Source organism: Rhizobacter terrae (assembly GCF_003852895.1).
GTDB lineage: Bacteria > Pseudomonadota > Gammaproteobacteria > Burkholderiales > Burkholderiaceae_C > Albitalea > Albitalea terrae.
Map to the genome: position 1 here is coordinate 310,006 of NZ_QUSW01000003.1, position 16,778 is coordinate 326,783.

The following is a 16,778-nucleotide window of genomic DNA, read 5'->3' on the forward strand; positions in this document are numbered from 1 at the left end:
GGACTCTTGATCTGGAAATTACCTGTACTCGATCGTGCCCAGCCGGTGCCGCGGCGTGGTGTGCTGCGGGCTTCCACACAGGCGGCACTTGCGGTCACGGCGGATGGATTTTTTCTTCGCCGAGATGGTGGATTTGGTGTTGCCCCGCAGGACCAGATTGCGCTGCCGGGCGCTGCGCAACTTTTCACCGAGGACGCGCAAGTCTTTTGCGGCATCCACAAAATCTTCCACCGCACGAATGAAGGCATTCAGCGCCTCGATCGCCTTCTCGATCTTGCGCGCCGCACGTGAGACCTTCGCGCTGCTGGCGGCCAGGCGTGCGACCAGCATGGTCACGCGTGCGCCAGCGGCGGCGCCTGCCGACAGCAGGGCCGTCACCAGAAGCAGCAAGACCTCGCAAATCACGTACACGCCACCCTTGGCCGCCAGGTAGCCGTAGAAGTTCGGCGGAACGGCTTCCATCATCAGGCCCACGTACGACAAGTACGACAGGATGCTGTCGTGGTCCGCAATGACTTCGAGCACCACGTAGAAGTTGGGATCGTTGCGGATCTCCTTGGCGAGTTCCGGGTCGATGTCCATGAGCACCGTGTCGACGAACGCCTGCACGGGCTTGGGGTCGCCCTGCACCAACAGGTCCGGCAGGCCGAGGATGGCATCGCGATGCTTGTAGATCTTCTGGGCCTTGGTCAGCGTCTTGCCGGCACTGTCGATCGCGGACTGGATGGCGTGCTTCTCGGCATCGATGCGCGTCTGGATGGCCTGCTTGGCTTCCTCGCTCAGCTTCTCCAGGCTGCTCTGCCACCACGCCCAGTTCTTCACCGTCTGATCGGGGTTGTCGAACACCTCGCCGGCCTCCTTGGCCGCCTGCGTGCTTCGCTCCACGATGTTGTTGTAGACCTTCTGGCTGTAGTTGGCTGCGCCGTCCAGGGCTGAACCCGCGGCGTTCTTGATCTTGCTGCCCAGCTCCGTCCACATCTTCTCGGTGAACATCTCCGCGAGGTCTTCGCCCCAACCGGACGCGCCCGAGGCGGCACCTTCCTTCGCGCTCTCCCACAGCGCGGTTGCCGGGTCGGCATCCCATTGGCGCTGATACGGCTGCATGCTGTCGGTCAACTGCATGTACGCCGCATCCAGGCGCTGGATGACCAACTCACGGTCGTCGTTGATTTCTTTTTCCGTGACCGTCGGGTACGCGGTGGCGACAACGTCGCCGTCCTTCGGAATCAACCAGTTCTGTGCGGTTTCTGTCATGCCCCCTCCCGCATGGGTTCGATGCTGATGCCTTCGTGGACCGTGGCGCGATTGACATCGACCTTGACCTGGTCGAGCAGCCAGCCCGTGTTCCAGGCGTCGTCGTAGTGGCCTTCAAACTTGACCCACGAGTTGTCCGCACTCGGCATCACCGGCATCACGTAGTCCGTCTTCCCACCGGAAATGAAGCTCTTCTTGCCCGCCTTCACGGTGATCTTGCCCGGACATTGCACCGTGATGTTCCCGCCCTCGATCGTGATGTTGGCGCCGCCCGCCGTGCTCATCACGATCCGCTTGGCGGCCGCCCAATCCACGTGCGCACTGGCGCTCTGAACCGTCACGTTGCCTTTGGCTGCCACCTGCATCGCATCGGCCTGCGCCTGCACCTCGATGTCGCCGCGCCCGGCAATCAGCGTGATGCCCTTGCCCACCGCTTCCGCCCCCGGCTTGATCGCCCCGGCCAGCAGGCCGATGGCCTGCCCGGTGTGGATGCGCGCCGCGCCGCCGATGGCCCACTGCGTGTCCTCGCCGCTGCCCAGGGTGATGGTCTCGCCGGCGCTCATCTGCACGTCCTGGCCAGCCACGGCCGCCAGGCCGGCCTTGGCCGCAATGGCCAGCACCGGGTCGGTGGTGTGCGGCGTCTTGGTCGCACTCGTCGCCATGTTCTTGGCGGATGCGTCCTTCAAGGCAGCATCCACACCGCTCCCGTCCACCATCCCGCGCAAGGCCGTGTGCAGTGCCTTCAGCGGTGCGCTGGTGCTGTCGAGCATGCTCTGCGATGCCTTCAGGCTGCCGATGTGCGCCGCCATCTGCACCGACTCGTGCGTATTCGCCGTCGTGCTGAATGCCTCGCCCAGCGTGGCCACCTGCGACGCCAGCGCGATGCCCGCGGCGTTGTCGCCGGCAGGCTCGGCAGCTTGCGTGTCAAAGGTACTCAGCAGCACGCCACGCCCGCCGCGCACCACGCCGTAGGCATCCGTGCGCAACTCGAAACCCAGCCCGCGGAAGCTGCCGCGGAAATTGTCGGCCTGGTGGATGAGGTGGCCCATGCTCAGCTGTGTGCCGTACTGTGTGCTGCCCAGCTGCACCCGCAGCTGCTGGTCGCTGTCGTCGAACACGAGCTGGTTGAAGCCCTGCCCGCCGAACTCCTTGCTCTTCACGCCGCTCAGCGCGGACGCGTTGCCATGGCCCTGCGCATCGGCGCTGGCGCCGTGCCAGGCCGGGCTGTTGCCGCCTGCCAGGTTGCCTTGCGCGCTCGGGCTGTGGTCGCTGCTTTGGGCGAAGACACTGGTGTCGCTCTCCCCCGCCTGGCCGCCTGGCGTGCGGGCCACGCCGCCTTCGCCGCGGCCGGTGTACATCGCGGCCACCACCATGGGGCGGTCGATGTCGCCATCGCAGAAGTCCACCAGCACCTGCTGCCCGATGCGCGGCACGAACTGCAGGCCCATGCCGCCGCCCGCGTAGCGCTGCATCACGCGTACCCAGGTGGACGCCTGGCTGGTGCCCTCGCCTTGCATGCCCTGCTGGAACTCGTACTGGATGCGCACACGCCCCAGCTTGTCGGTGTGGATCTCCTGCCCACCCGCCGCGCTGGTCTCGCCTTGCGGGCCCACCACCGTGGCCAGCAGCGGCCCGCCGACCAGCGGCTTGGGGTTGAGCCGCGCGCCGGTGTCATCGGCCAGCATCGGCCGCCAGGGCACCGCGGCGCGGATGAGCGTGGCACTGTTGCCGTAGCCGGTCAGGCCCGCGCGTTCGGCCACCGGGCGAGGCACCCAGGGCTTGAGCCGGTCAATGAGGCGCTGACGCTGTTCGTCCGCGCTGCGTTGCATGCGCGAGCGGTCCAGCAGGTGCAGCGGCAGGTTGTTGATGCCGGCGTGGATGACGCCCGTGACCAGGAAGCGCCGGTCGGGCGATTCACCCAGGGCGGCCAGATCGTCCAGCGTGCTCTGCGTCAGCTCGAACTGCGTGCCGGCGGCGAAGGTGCGCACCGTGCCTTGCGCCGTCCAGGTCTTGTGCCGCGCTTCGATGGCTTCCTGCGCGAGGCGAGCGGCGCGCTCGGCCTGGCCCACGTCGGCGAAGGCGTAGGCGCCGGCGTGGTCGTAGTGCTCCAGCCGCGGGGCCGTGTCCCCGGCGAAGGCGGCGGCCGTGGGCATGCTGGACGCCACGGCGCGCTTGCCCTTGTAGTCCCAGCCCAGCAGCGACACGGTGGCGCTGGCCATCTGGCGGGTGGCCACCATCGCCTGGATGGCGTCCTGCTCTTCGAGCGGCGAATGGCGATGGAAGCGGATGCCCTGCCCGCCCAACATCGACAGGCTGCTCGGGTCTTCCGGGCAGCTCTGCTGGCTGACTGTGTCGGCCAGGAACACCACGCGGTGCCCGAGCGGCGCCGCGTCGTCACGCTCGAAGCGGTAGACGATGCCTTCCTCGGCCAGCAGGCGCTGCACGAAGGCGAAATCGGTCTCGCGGTATTGCACGGTGGTGCTGCGCACGCCGCCGTTGGCGCTGGATTGCAGGTGCGCGGCGATGTCGTCGGCCCATTGCCAGGCGGCGTGCTGCGCGTGGGCGGCGAACACGCTCTCCACGATCTCGATGACGCTCTTTTCCTGCCACACCTGGCTGCGTCGGTTCATGCGCAGCAGAGACAGCCAGGGCTGCATCACCAGGTCATAGCGGGCGAGGCCGCCGTCCGCCCCGCGGGCGTGGGCGCTGGTGACGATGCCGCTGCGGCTGACCTCGCTGCCGTCGCTGAGCAGCGTGTGCAGGGTGATGCGCTGCGCCAGCATGGCGCGGTGGTCGAGCCGGGCGTTCTCGCTCAGCGCGCTGAGGTGAATCTCCCAGGGCTCGTTCAGCGCTTCAGTGCCGCACCAGGTTTCCAGCAGCAGCTCGGCCAGCGGGCCGTCACCTTCCAAACGGTGCAGCCGTGTGAGCGAGTCGAACGAGCCAAGCCCGAGCGTGGACAGGTCGATGTCCAGTGCCATTTGTTGTTGTCCTCCCTGAGACGCGAGTCGGTTTTGAGTGCCGCTCGAATTTGAGGGGGAGATGTTGCTGGGGCGTGTACGGGATGGGCACCCCTATCTGGGGGATTGGGAGGAAACAGTTCGTGTCTTGGAGGGGCGTTCCCGATCATGGGGCCTGCCGACCTCGCGCCCACCCACCGCGTCCGATGACGGGCTACCCCTCGGAGCGGCCCGTGCCGTCGCGGTCGCGCTCGTAGTGCCTCGTGAGCGGAAACGGCGGCAGCCAGGACTCGCGGCGCAGGGTCCAGAGTTCGTAGGTCGGCTGGAACTGGTCGGGGGCGTCCAGGCTTCCGAGGTTCACTTCGACTTCGTCGCCGGTGCGTGAGAAGACGGACGAGCCGCAGCGGGGGCAGAAGAAGCGTCCGGCGTAGTCGCGGGTTTCGCCTTCGATGGTGACGGCGTCCTGCGGGAAGATGGCCGAGGCATGGAACAGCGCGCCGTGGTGCTTGCGGCAGTCGAGGCAGTGGCAGATGCCGACGCGGTAGGGGCGGCCGGTCGCGGTGATGCGGACCTTGCCGCAGAGGCAGCCGCCGGTGGATGGGTCCATGGTGTGTCTCCTCAGGGCAGCGGACCGAAGAAGCTCAGGACCGCGAGCATCGATGTGCCGGACGCGTCGAGTTCGACAACGTCGTACCCCTCCAGTGTGCGACCGTTGACCTCGAGCCGCCACGCATAGCGGCACAGGTGATGGTGGGCATCGAGGCCCGATGCGAGCGAGATGCGCGCCGCGGGGCTTGCGGCTCGGAATTCGAGCAAGCAGGCCACGAACGCATCGATGCCGATCGTGCTGCGCTTCGGGTCGAGGTAGCGGGTCGTGGCGGTGAAAGTGTCGGCGAGCTGAGCCCGCATCTCGGCAGCGTCGTGCGCGTTCCAGGCCGCGAAATAGTGGACAAGCCAGGTCGGAAGGTTCTGCATGCAAGGTCCGTGAGGAGCGCGACGGGCGCGCGGAACGCCGATACTCAGTTTGAACCCAACTTCAAGGTCAAGCCCCATGCGCATCGGCGAACTTGCGGACCGGACCGGTCTGGCGCCGTCGGCCATCCGCTTCTATGAACGCGAGGGCCTGATGCCGGCCGCCAAGCGGCAGGCGAACGGCTACCGCGTCTACGGTGAGGCGGATGTCGAGAGGCTGGCCATCCTGAGCCTGTCGCAATCTTTCGGCCTCTCGCTGACACAGATTCGGACGGCGTTCGACAAGGTCGGCGTGCTGGCGAAGGACCGCATGCTGGCGGAATTGGACGCTCGCCTGCAGGACATGGACACCCTCATCAAGGAGCTGAAGCAGCGGCGCCGTCACATGGTCGAGGTGCGGGCCACGTTGGCTGCGGCTTGGAGTGAGGGACGGTGTGTGGATCCGCGGACGCTGGGTGTGCCACGCTGAGGCGTGTCTGCGTTGGGCAGTACCCGCGCTATGTCAAACGCACTTGAGCCATGCGAATTCTGAAAATGAATGCCTGGAAGTCTGGCGCTTCCTGGATGTCAGGGCTGCAGTGATAGATGCGTTCATTCGACGACAGAGTCTCGACCCAAAAGCCCGCATTGCCGCCCCACTTCGACTCTAGAAGAGACTCGCCCAACTGCATCTTGTAGACATTCCACACAAATAGCTGTTGATCAGAACTCTCAAAGTCGACCTCAACAAAGTTTTCGTACCTGTCGTCAGCCCAAGTGCGCAAGGTGGGCACCTCATTTCCGTCATTGAGGCGGAGCCAGCCGTTCACACTCAAATCGAATCCCTGCTCGATCGCAGGGCTTGCCTTCAAGATTTCGGCGTACACACGCCCGCTGCGCTGTACATCCCAGACATCAGAGGTTTGAACCAGGCGGTTGCCCCACTGGATCGTCAAAGGTCGCCGAGGGACTCTCATGGTGCTTCGCTTCGCACAGTCCAGCATCGCCTGCTGGATCGAGAGCCCTGTGTCCTTGTAGTCGATGCCTTCCATGCTAACGACGAGTCTTGAGGGTTCGCATTGGATCAACAGGTGCGCGATTCGCTGGCCACGTCGGCCGCCGGCGGCTCAAGACGCCTCAACCCAGATGGTCTGACCCGGATGATGCTCTTTGATGGTCGTGATCGCGTCTTCGAGCAACTCTCGGTCTCCCAGCGGATACGTGAAGCGGCTCAAGTCGGGAGCACCAAGACTCGCCCAGCCTGCCTCGCTGATAGCGTCGCTGCCGCACCAGACAGTGTGAGAGTCGGCGGCCTGTCGGAGAGCTTCGGCGAGGCCGGCAGAGGTGATTGCCAAGAAGACCATGTTCCTACCGTTCCGTGGTGTGTTCGAACTGCAGACTACCCTGCCAACAAGGACCAAAACTCGATGCTTCGGGTTTCGTCGATCTGATGGTGAGGCATGCCAAAGTAGTAGTAGAACTCGTTGTGCAAGTAGTGCTCCAGGTCGCTGCCGTAGTAGATGATGTCCGTCTGATAGACCGAGTACACCGGGTTGCCGCGTGCTGCAGGCCGGTCGGGCATGTACCGATGTCCCATGATTGGAATCAGCTTCGGTGCCTCGGCCACGCGTTGGCGAACTACCTCGTAGGCGGCCGACTCGTCACTCGGCTTCGCTCCCCATTCCTCCAGCCAGAAGGCGTTTTGCTGAACGTCGAACCAGATGCCTTCCAGCGGCCATCCCAGGGCGTGAGCAATGGCCGGGTCGTCAAGATCTCTCCAGTTCGGAAAGCGCTCACCACTTGGCAAGGCGAACATGAGGAATTCGCGCAGGTCTTCCGGAAAGGCCAAAGAGAACCGACTTTCCGCGGCGGTGATCTCATGACTGGACAGCCCAAGCTGGAAGTTGACGCCTGCGCGTTCGAGGGTTGATTTGATGTGCTGGAGGTCCATGCCTTGCTGCGGATGAGCTGCCCAACCCGCGTTCAGTTGGCCTTCGTACCCGATATCCGCCGTGCAGCTTTCATCGTCTCCAACCCACGAGCCGTCAACTTCGCCGGATTGCCATTGGCCAGCACGGTGCACGTGATGCGCAGCTCACGCGACATGAGGATGCCTTGCGTCATGTACTTGGCCAGCCGCCGGGGACAGCGAAGACGAGGCTGCGCGGTCAGGGATGGGGAGGGGTCGGGTCGGTGCAGACGGTTGGAAGCGAGACCAGGAGGGCGAGGAGTGGGACAAGGGCTTTGATCATGTGGGAGTCGCTTCTCCGTGCACGTAATTCAGGGATGGCCCTTCCGTTCCCGCCTCATCCCAGAAACGCCAGATGCCATGCTCCTTGCCGCCGACGTATTCGCCTAGTGCGGCGAGCTGTCCGTTGGGGTGGAAGTCTCGCCACAGGCCGTGCTCCTGGCCTTGAACATAGTGGCCTTCCGACAGCCTTTGCCCCGCCTCGCTGTATTCGGTGAACAGCCCATGCCTGATCCAGCGTGCGGCGTCAGCGAACATCACACGTGCATACCGGAAGCGGAGCTGGCCATTGTCGTGAGGCACTTCGGCGATGTTCAGGTCGGCCGTCGAGGACGCGGCCACCTCGGCCAAGCGCTTCTCGATGAGTGCCCGGGTGCGCGGGTCTGGTTGCAGGGTCAGGCACTTCTTGAGGTCAGCGATGGCGTGGACCCAGTCGCCGAGTGTGATGTGCAGGCTGGCCCGGTTGTAGTAGATCAGGGGGTTGCCTGGTGTCAGGGACTCTGCCTTGGCGAAGCTCGTCAGCGCGGCTTGGTGGTCACCCTGTTCCTTTTGAACGGTGGCCAAGGTGGTCAACACCGAGGCGGCATCGAAGCCCAAGTCCAGGGCCTTGTTCAAGTCGAGGATGGCTTCTTGATGACGGCCTGTCATCGCATACACCGTGCCCCGGTCTGCGTAGGCCATGGAGAAGTGCGGGCTGTCTTTGATGGCTTGGTCGAGAAGCGCAAGAGCCTCCGCCACCTTGCCTTGTGACACCAGAGTGCGGGCCTGCACGCAGAGGTCGGTGGGATTGACCTTCTTCTTGAAGAACTTGAACACGGGGCGCCCCTTGGTTGGGACGCAGTTGTAGCAGAGCGGGCGGATCGACGGCAATGGGACAGTGTTGACGAGACGGGCGGCTATTCGACGAACGATGACCAGAACTCGATCGTTCGCGTTTCGCCGATCCGGTGCGGCGGCGTTCCGAAGTAATGGTAGAACTCGTTGTGCAGGTAGTTCTCTAGGTCGCTGCCGTAGTGGATGATGTCCGTTTGATAGACCGAGAACACCGGGTTGCCGCGCTTCGCAGGCCTGTCGGGCATGTACCGATGACCAATGATTGGAATCAACTTTGGCGCCGCGGCTACGCGTTTGCGGATCACCTCGTAGGCGGCCGACTCGTCATCTGGCTTTGTGCCCCACTCCGCCGGCCAGAAGCCGTTTTGCTGAACGTCGAACCAAATGCCCTCCAGCGGCCAACCCAAGGCGCGGGCAATCTCCGGGTCCTCTGGGTTCCTCCAGTTCGGAAAGCGCTCACCGCTTGGCAAGGCAAACATGAGGAATTCGCGCAAGTCGTCAGGAAAGGCCAAGGAGAAGCGATCTTCTGCAGCCTTGACCTCGGCACTGGACAGCCCGGGTTGGAAGTTGACACCTGCGCGTTCGAGGGTGGATTTGATGTGGCGGAAGTCCATGACTTGCGTGGTGGGGGCTGGACGAGAGCTGAGCGGGACGGAAAGCCTGGTCGCCCTGACGCAGGGCGAGAACGATGATGGCGACGAAATAGAACCCTTCTAGGACCATACGTATCTCAAACAGTACATACTGTACTCATCTGAGGCGTGGATGTAAACCAGGGTCGTCGCGATGCTTGCCCCTATGAGGAAGGCATCCAAGACTTTGACTGCGCGAGAGGTGTTCGCGAGGAACGTGCGCCGTGCGCGGCGATTGAAGGATCTCTCGCAGGAGAGCCTGGCGCTGGAGCTCGGAATGAGCCGGCCCTACTTGAGTAGCGTGGAACGCGGGACACGCAACGTGTCGATCGACAACATGGGGAAGTTGGCTGATGCGTTGGGCGTGCCGTTGAGGGATTTGGTGGACCCGGAGAAGTTCAGAGGACTCGACGATAGTTGAGCGCTGCGAGCAATCTAAGTCAAATTCTCCATGCCGCTTCGGACAGGTTACCGATGGCCTTTGCCTCTGAACTATCCCTCTGTGCCAGAAAGCCTCATGGCACCTGAACCTCGCCAGTTGCTTGCGTCGATGCATAAGCGTCCCAACGACTTGGCATCCGGTCAGTCATCTGGCCTGCACATCCCTCTCTAACCGGCGAACGCCACGTGGCGGAACAAGTGATCGGCGAACGCTGCACTTGTGTATGCTGCATACGTTTGCCAGTCGTCGTCCTTTTTGGCATCAGCAAAGTCGCAAACGGACTTAATCACTATAGATATCGGCGCTGGCACCCTTGCGTACTCGGCCGCAGCCATGACCGCATAACCTTCCATTTCGATAGCCAGCAAGTCTTTGTGCTGACCGGCTATGGACGCTGCAAACTCGCTCGCTGCCACCACACTTGCGCTCGATGCCATTGGGCCGACCCGGACTGTCAATGTGCCCGCCGGGACGCGTTCCGACCACCCCGCCCGGATGGATTGCACAATGGTCGGTTCTTTAGCCAGCTCGGAGGCTATGTGCATGACGTTGACATCAAGCTGTCTTTGGTAGGGAGCCGCCTTAAAAACAGGAGATCCATAGACGTCTTCTGCCTGCTTTCCGCTTCCACAATCCCAGGTGGGGTCCGCGACAATAATGTCGCCCAATGCCGCTTTGCCAGCAAGTCCCGCGCATATTCCCGTCATCACCAAATATTTCGGGGAAAACAATGTGCTCACACGCGCCGCCAGTGCGCCCGCCGAAGGCATACCCTTTCGAGTGGCACAAGTGGCAACAACCGTGAGAGGCGCACGATCACTGCCGCGTTCGATCGTTCCGAAGTAGTACGGGGTCGGATCGCCCGACAGCCGCTCCTGCCTCCACTTGTAGGGCAGATTCAATACTGCGTCGAGTTCTGGACTTCTAAGCGCAGTCACGATGGCGATATCCACATTACGCGGAAGATCGCGAGTTCTCTTCTTCCTGTGGCAAATGTATTTTGCGCGGCCGACTAGCGCGCATTTCCAGAGCGTCAGATCAGCTCGATACTGGTAGATCATTGCCCCGAGCGCAGCCACCTTAGAAGTTGCATTTTCAAGCAACTCCTCTCGTCCGCTAAGAAATATGACGTCGGTCGGAAGTTGCACCTTGTCATCGAGGCACATCATCGAAAGCAGAGCTAACCCGCCTTCTGCTGAGCCCTGTTCACCGATCACGTCTGGCAAGTGCAGATCGATTACAAGTAGGTCGATGGCATCTCGACGAAGTGTCGCACGCGCTGCTTGCGCAGTCGTCTCGTGAACTATGTTCAGATCGAAAATCTCTGGCACCGCTCTCAAAGCGGCTGCAATAGCCTGGACCTTACTGTATTCGTCGTCGACGATGAGCACTCTCATGACTGCTCCTTCATGTGCGCGTCAATGAGTTTTCGTAAAGACGGCTTCCATCCCTCTTGCGCGGCGTTGTAGTACACGTATCCCTTGTACGTTTTTCCGTATTCCGTGTGCAAATTGTGGGCCAATTGCTCCAGCGAGATTTTTCCTTTCTTCTCGCCAAACTTATCAAACATTGTGATGATGATGACCGGTATTTCGATACCCCTCAGCTTCATCTGAGCAAGTAGTTCCTGGCCTGCAAACGATTCTGGCGTCCCGCCACTTGGTTCGTCAGGCGTCACGTCGTAGTTCGGCATGCTCATGTCCATCAGCACAAGATCGACCGTGCCTTGCCCGGAGATCAGTGCCCGGAGGCCACCATTCAGAGATTTCGCAATGGAACAAGAGCTGCTTGGATAGTGTGTTCGAATGAATTCCTGCACTGTCCTTGCCTTGTCCTCGTCATCCTCAATCATCAAGTAGTGCACCTTCTGCTCCTGCGATCCTGCATCCAAATTCGACAGAGAACTGATTGTGCGCATCAACGTTGAGTTCGAGCCGTGGGTCCATGTATGAAGGTCCCTTTAGCGCAACCCAAATCTTGTGAAAGCCACTTCCGCGTTCAAGTTGGGCCCGCTGAACGGACTGCGCCATTTGAAGCGAGGCTCTCACCTCCTCTATCCGCTGAAGCGCCTCAACACTTCGCTTCGAATCATTCCAGTTGTTCTCTACCCTGACTGCGTAAACACCATCTCGAAGCGACAGCTGAATGCGAACAGAGAGATCCTGCGACTCCAAACCGGAGTGGCGTACAGCGTTCTCTAGAAGGACATAGTAGATATCCACCATGGCGTCGAGAGTGCGCCCCGGCATCCTTGAGCCTTCGGATACATCCGATTGAATCTCTGCACCTGACCATCCTTTCGCAGTCGACATTGTCCGCGTAATCATGTTCTGTGCAATTTGTATTGGAAACTCGGGCGCGTAGTCAGGCCTGTCATAGACCTCGCTTCTTCGAAACCAAGATGCAACCAAGCTCACTTGAACACTAGTTGCCGTTTTGGCGCGAGCAATGGCGTTGTGGACCTCATTGATTCCGTCGACGTGCGCATAGGGCCCTAGAGCATCGCTCAATTCATCGAAGATGCTCATTAGTTTCTGACGAACTTTCTTCTCCAGCGCCTCCTGCACCGATTTCAGATTGAAGTCAGTTTTTTCCCACAGCGACTCGACACAACTGTCAACAAGCTCATCTATGTCTTTGAAAGCTTGATCGCTCGCCTGGAAGAAGCGACGCTCCATGTTGGATGATCGATAGACGAACAGTGCCTCGTTGTTTTCTCCAGCGTCCTTAAGTTCGTGGAGAACTTTGATCTGAAGCAAGCTATCTCGTAGGTGATCCACGACCCCATCAAACTTGGCTGCAAAGTTCTCAAGTCGAGCGGCGATTCTCGTCCATTCTTCACTTCGCCCAACAGGGTCCGATTTCCACAAACTGTTTTCTACGTATCCGACACCTGACTCGTGCCTTGAGGTAACTAGTCGTTCATCAGCCACAGGCTTGCGCAGAGTGTTAGCGAGTGCACCATGCCGAACTCTGGTACTCAGGTATGCGTTGAGCCCGTGCTCGCCTCTCAAAAATTCATTTGTTACCTCGGCGACTATTGCTGCGAACTGAACATCAGCCTCGGTCTCTGGAGGTTGCGAGACGAGATGGATCTTGGACAGGAGCTGGCGCAATGGTGTGTCCTTCGTTTGCAATTCGGACATCAGCTCCGTAAAGCTATCCAGAAGCGGATCGTCCTTGGACTGATACCCCTTCTTGTACCTGGCGTAGGAGTCGCCAAGCTTCTTTCGAAGAGCACTCTTGATGGCCTGGATGTCCACATAGACCTTGCTCTGTTCCACCAAGGTCGTTGCCTTTGCAATCTCCTGCTTCTTGATGCGTGTTCGAATCTCTGCCATGTAGTCGGCTGCGTTTACGGGATCGATACCCGCTAGCGCTCCACAGACGCGGATGCGCGCGTCCTCGATTTCCCTCGTTTGCGAATACAACACTGTTTGACGCATCACCTCTGGGCGCCACACACGTGCAAGATAGGCGACAACTCGCTCTTTGCCGAACTCTTCAATACGATCAACTAGGTCCTCGGGCGCCCCTATGGCATTAGCCTGTTGGAAGCGCTCGAACGCATATCGCAGATGGGTGAGCTGGCCTCGATTGAAGTAGGTTGCATAAAGTTCAAATACGATCGGGAGGGCGATCGATTGGGGCCAGTTTGCTGGCTCTTTCAGCTTGTCGACGACCGCCGGTATCGGTAGTAGGCTCGGAGCATTTACATTTGCGAGGTACGAGTCAACCACGATGCCGACGGCACGCTCGAATTGATTGAGCTTTAGGCAAGCGAGCGCGGCGGACCCTGCGCAGCGAATGCGATCCGAGCCAAGTCCTCGGCTGACCAATGTCTCAAAGTAGGCTAGCGCCGCTCCTGGATCACCGTTGGAAAGCTCATAAATTCCCAGATAGCGTGCCAGTCGCGGGTCGTTGACCATACTGGTGCCAAATACCCCCTTTGTGACTGCACTCAGAATTGATTGCGTCCGTGGATATGCGCGCGCGATCTCCTCATTGTCTACGTAGCCCAATGAACTTTTTGTCGTTGCTATTGCGCTAAACGGCGTGGTATTTGGATCGCGCACATAGACATCTCGTAGCCATATAGGTGGGAATCTCGCTTCCTGCTCTCTCAGCTCATATCTGACAATCGCCCCTAAATAGCCGGCCCAAGCCTGTCCGTAGTAGCGGTCTGCTATGGTTAACAGATTCAGCGCCTCGGTGTAAAACCCAGATTCGGCGGCGATGACGACGGCTAGAGCCTTCTTTACATCCGAGAGGACGCCCGGAGTCTCGGGTACGTCGAGCGCGCCGTGCAAGCACGCACGGAGCTGAAGCACATGCATAGCCACATCGTCTGGCGTTTCCACGAGCCAATATGCCGACTGCTCGACAACTAAGCCGTATTGAGCAGCCGTGTACAACTCAAGAATCTTCGCCCGCTGTGGATCTATAACGGCGCGCTCTTCTGGAATTATTCCCAGACCAAGCATGATTCCCGGCAATCGGCGATCAGCCGTCCTGCGATGGAGCACCCTGAGAGGCTTCTCAATTCGGGCAACCATGTGAGCAGGGATCGTGCGATCAGAGGCTGCGCATTGCAAGATTGCGATAAGTGTCTCGTAGTAGTCAATCGCACAAGATTGCGCTTCAAAGAAGAGCGTCGCAGCGACGCTACTAGTTCGTACATCCTGCAACTCGAATAGTTTCGTTCGAAGGTAGCAGGCCGCGTCTTCGTTGCCGAGCCGGTCGGTTAGTTGCGCAAGCTCAGTTTTGAGGTAGTCCTTTAGCCCGGTGGCCTCAACGCGTTTGCCTATGTATTCAATCAATGTTTGAACTAGAGCGTTGCCAGAGGCACCTACGGAATGGGATCGAACAAGTCGGCGCGTCTCCTCAATACCTTCCCAATATTGGGCAGATGCAAACCGGCTTTGCAGGAGCCAGATGCTGGCTCCAAACTGCTGCTCCACCGAATTGAGCGTAGCGTCCGCGGCGTCCCGCCTATCGGCAAGGAAGCTTCTCTCGTAAGACTCTCGCAGTTGGTTAAATCGCCGAAGTTCTGCGCCCCGCTGAATCGAACACGACAGCGCCCATGCAACCTCGTTGAGTGCTCCTGCAGGTCTCCCAATTGCCCTCTGCGAAAACAGCTTGGTAAGTTCCGTTGGAAATGGCTCTCCCTGCAAGCGCTCCAATTCTCCTTGCTTCGCAAAGAGACGGGGAAAGATTGCAAACAAGTCATCAGCGCTGCATTGCACACGCAGTCGATAAATTGCGACCGCGCGTTGATTCGCGATAGGGCTGGCGTTGGCAACTCTTCGTACTAGAGAGTCGCGCAACGATGCCTTCGGATTCGCTCCTGATCTTCTTGCCTTTGTCATGAGACTTCTTCGGCTGGATGGCTACGCACCTTTAAGGAGGCTTCACTCCGCACTGAATACGGCAACTGCGTCACTCCGCCCTTCTTAGCCGCGACATCGGCATCTGTGCGCAATGGTGGAGCCAACCCGGAGCGCCAGTCCGGGCAATGAACCCGCTATGTGCGGGTAGGCGTCGGAGATCGCAAGTCGTTCGACACATCCGGAGGCGTTTGGCCATCAGCTCACAACTGCTTTCGATCGGGCGTCGACGCAGATCTAGATCTAACCCGTCCCGGGTGACGTAGACATGAGCCTCTCGAAAAGACTTGTGCTCATACTCGCCATGAGCACCCGCCCGAACCAACCAAACGGCCATTTGGCTCCTCCCTAGATCTGGAGCTGTTTTCACCCATTGTGAGCCGTTGTAACCTCGCCGAAAACCAAGAGGTTCTACCTACTACTCCCGACCGATGTGCTCCAACTACCGCCCCGTCACCTCCCTCGACCGCCTGCTCACATTCTTCGGCGTCGAGCGTGACCCGCGCGACCCGCCGCCGGACATCGAGGTCTGGCCCACCGGCAATGCCGCCTTCATCCGCCTCAGCCCCGACTGGGACGGCACCGGCGACCCTCGCCTCGTCGCGCACAACGGCGTGTTCGGCCTGCTGCCGCACTTCGCCACCGAGGTGAACTTCGGCAAGAAAACCTACAACTCGCGCTCGGAAACCGTCCACCGCCTGCCGAGCTTTCGCGACTCCTGGCGCGAAGGCCGCCGCTGCATCGTGCCGGCCGAGTTCATCTACGAACCTTGTTATGAAAGCGGCGAAGCCGTGCGCTGGCGCATTGGCCAAGCTGGTGCCGTTCCGTTTGGCATCGCGGGCATCTATGCGGAATGGGTCAATCCAAAAACCCAAAAGCACGAATTCAGCTTTTCGATGCTCACGGTGAATGCGGACACGCATCCGTTTTACAGCCGCATGCACCGGCCCGGCGAAGAAAAGCGCATGCCCATCATCCTGGACCCTTCGCAGTACGGCGACTGGTTGACCTGCTCGGTGGCGGAGGCACGTGGCTTCTTTCGGCAATGGCAGGGCGAGTTTGAGGCGGGGCCTGATCCGTTGGTGCGGCGGGCGAGCAAGCCCAAGCCGCCGGCGCCGCCGGAGCCGCCGCCGATGCCGATGACGGGGGACTTGTTTGATTGAGGGTGGGTGGTTTTGGGAAGGACGCGTGGGTCCGCTTCGCTTGACCCACCCTATGGGGCACGCGGCTAAACTTCCCCAATGATCTCGCGCCGACAAGCACTCTGGGGGACGGCCGCCGCTCTCGCGACGCCGGGTTGGGTTCACGCCGTGCAGCGCGAGTCGCTGACGGATCCGTTGCGGCTGGCCGCCGACGACGCGCTCTTCGAGTCGGGCCTGGCCACCGCCTTGCAAAAGGCCTTCGGCGGCGACACGGGCGTGGCCGTCAACGTGGTGCACGGCCCCGCCACGCCGGTGCTCGAAGCGCTGGAGCGCGGCGAGTACGACGCGGCGCTCACCAACGCGCCGCCGGTGGAAGAGAACCTGGACAAGCAAGGCTTCGTGCACGACCGCCAGCTCATCACGCGCGGCGATTTCCTCATCGTCGGCCCCACGGTGCTGGCCAAGCCGCTGGACGCCAAGCGCGACGTGGCCCTGGCGCTGCAGCGGCTGTCGCAGGCCGCGGTGCCCTTCATGACGCGGCCCGACGGCTCGGGCACCTACCTGGGCGAGCAGTCGGCATGGCGCGCGGCCAAGGTGGAGCCCAAGGCGCCGTGGTACCTCACGGCAGACGGCAAGGCACCGCTCGTCGCGCAGGCCGTGAAGGCCAATGCCTGCTTCTTCGTGGAGCGCGGCATGTGGCTCGCGCAGGGCGCGGGCATGGCCGGCAAGGGCTACGGCGTGCTGGTGGATGGCGACCCGCGCATGGATGTGGAGGTGCACGTGATGCGCACCTTCCGCGCGGAGCGGCAGCACCCCGCGGGCAAGCTCTTCGTGGCATGGATCAGCAGCTCCAAGGGCCGCCACGTGGCGGCCTCGCACCGCGGGTACAAGGCCGCGCGCTGAGCGGGCATCGCGCACGGCCCTTCGCGGG

General features: G+C 61.1%; 16 protein-coding genes. 4 read left to right on the top strand and 12 right to left on the bottom strand.

The genetic code is table 11. The features are described from left to right. Positions 1-18: 18 nt before the first annotated feature. From DZC73_RS12960 to DZC73_RS12975, 4 genes are all read right to left on the bottom strand, one after another. Complete coding sequence (locus tag DZC73_RS12960; RefSeq protein WP_124540701.1) at positions 19-1,254, bottom strand: hypothetical protein; 1,236 nt, start codon at positions 1,252-1,254, stop codon at positions 19-21. Beyond that, positions 1,251-4,232, bottom strand: coding sequence for a type VI secretion system Vgr family protein (locus DZC73_RS12965; RefSeq protein ID WP_124540703.1), 2,982 nt, complete (start codon positions 4,230-4,232; stop codon positions 1,251-1,253). The genes DZC73_RS12960 and DZC73_RS12965 overlap by 4 nt, the downstream gene beginning before the upstream one ends. A gap of 193 nt (positions 4,233-4,425) precedes the next feature. Further along, positions 4,426-4,818, bottom strand: coding sequence for a GFA family protein (locus DZC73_RS12970; protein ID WP_124540705.1), 393 nt, complete (start codon positions 4,816-4,818; stop codon positions 4,426-4,428). An 11-nt stretch (positions 4,819-4,829) separates the two neighbouring features. Next, positions 4,830-5,186: a nuclear transport factor 2 family protein gene (locus DZC73_RS12975; protein ID WP_124540707.1), complete on the bottom strand. Its 357-nt coding sequence runs from the start codon at positions 5,184-5,186 to the stop codon at positions 4,830-4,832. Positions 5,187-5,262: 76 nt separating this feature from the next. Between DZC73_RS12975 and DZC73_RS12980 the strand changes: the two genes are divergently transcribed. Further along, the gene (locus DZC73_RS12980) at positions 5,263-5,652 is read left to right on the top strand and encodes a MerR family transcriptional regulator (protein WP_124540709.1); all 390 of its coding nucleotides are present in this window, start codon (positions 5,263-5,265) and stop codon (positions 5,650-5,652) included. A 28-nt stretch (positions 5,653-5,680) separates the two neighbouring features. Here DZC73_RS12980 and DZC73_RS12985 read toward each other — a convergent pair whose 3' ends face one another. From DZC73_RS12985 to DZC73_RS13005, 5 genes are all read right to left on the bottom strand, one after another. Next, positions 5,681-6,214: a hypothetical protein gene (locus DZC73_RS12985; protein WP_124540710.1), complete on the bottom strand. Its 534-nt coding sequence runs from the start codon at positions 6,212-6,214 to the stop codon at positions 5,681-5,683. 347 nt (positions 6,215-6,561) lie between these two features. After that, positions 6,562-7,113: an SMI1/KNR4 family protein gene (locus DZC73_RS12995; protein ID WP_124540713.1), complete on the bottom strand. Its 552-nt coding sequence runs from the start codon at positions 7,111-7,113 to the stop codon at positions 6,562-6,564. A 32-nt stretch (positions 7,114-7,145) separates the two neighbouring features. Further along, entirely contained in the window at positions 7,146-7,286 is a 141-nt protein-coding gene (locus DZC73_RS29680; RefSeq protein WP_161974562.1) for a hypothetical protein, read from the bottom strand. Positions 7,287-7,410: 124 nt separating this feature from the next. Next, complete coding sequence (locus DZC73_RS13000) at positions 7,411-8,226, bottom strand: tetratricopeptide repeat protein (RefSeq protein WP_124540715.1); 816 nt, start codon at positions 8,224-8,226, stop codon at positions 7,411-7,413. Positions 8,227-8,306: 80 nt separating this feature from the next. Continuing rightward, a complete protein-coding gene (locus DZC73_RS13005; protein WP_124540717.1) occupies positions 8,307-8,858 on the bottom strand; it encodes an SMI1/KNR4 family protein in 552 nt (183 codons plus the stop codon). 184 nt (positions 8,859-9,042) lie between these two features. Between DZC73_RS13005 and DZC73_RS13010 the strand changes: the two genes are divergently transcribed. Continuing rightward, positions 9,043-9,297, top strand: coding sequence for a helix-turn-helix domain-containing protein (locus DZC73_RS13010; RefSeq protein WP_124540718.1), 255 nt, complete (start codon positions 9,043-9,045; stop codon positions 9,295-9,297). Between the two features lie 188 nt (positions 9,298-9,485). On the opposite strand, the gene DZC73_RS13015 is transcribed toward DZC73_RS13010, so the two are convergent. Genes DZC73_RS13015 through DZC73_RS13025 form a run of 3 tightly spaced genes read right to left on the bottom strand, consistent with a single transcriptional unit; the run spans position 9,486 to position 14,687 of the window. After that, a complete protein-coding gene (locus tag DZC73_RS13015; RefSeq protein ID WP_124540720.1) occupies positions 9,486-10,715 on the bottom strand; it encodes a phosphorylase family protein in 1,230 nt (409 codons plus the stop codon). Beyond that, positions 10,712-11,182, bottom strand: a complete 471-nt coding sequence (locus DZC73_RS13020; protein ID WP_161974563.1) for a response regulator — start codon at positions 11,180-11,182, stop codon at positions 10,712-10,714. Before DZC73_RS13020 ends, DZC73_RS13015 begins: the two co-directional genes overlap by 4 nt. After that, positions 11,163-14,687 carry a hypothetical protein gene (locus DZC73_RS13025; protein WP_124540723.1) on the bottom strand — a complete coding sequence of 1,175 codons (3,525 nt, stop codon included), beginning with the start codon at positions 14,685-14,687 and terminating at the stop codon, positions 11,163-11,165. Before DZC73_RS13025 ends, DZC73_RS13020 begins: the two co-directional genes overlap by 20 nt. Before the next feature lie 449 nt (positions 14,688-15,136). Here DZC73_RS13025 and DZC73_RS13030 point away from each other — a divergent pair, with 449 nt between their 5' ends. Together DZC73_RS13030 and DZC73_RS13035 are read left to right on the top strand one after the other, a co-directional pair. Then, positions 15,137-15,868 (top strand): SOS response-associated peptidase, encoded by a 732-nt coding sequence (locus tag DZC73_RS13030; RefSeq protein ID WP_124540725.1) that lies wholly within the window; start codon positions 15,137-15,139, stop codon positions 15,866-15,868. A 78-nt stretch (positions 15,869-15,946) separates the two neighbouring features. Continuing rightward, positions 15,947-16,750, top strand: coding sequence for a substrate-binding domain-containing protein (locus tag DZC73_RS13035; RefSeq protein WP_124540726.1), 804 nt, complete (start codon positions 15,947-15,949; stop codon positions 16,748-16,750). Positions 16,751-16,778 lie beyond the last annotated feature (28 nt).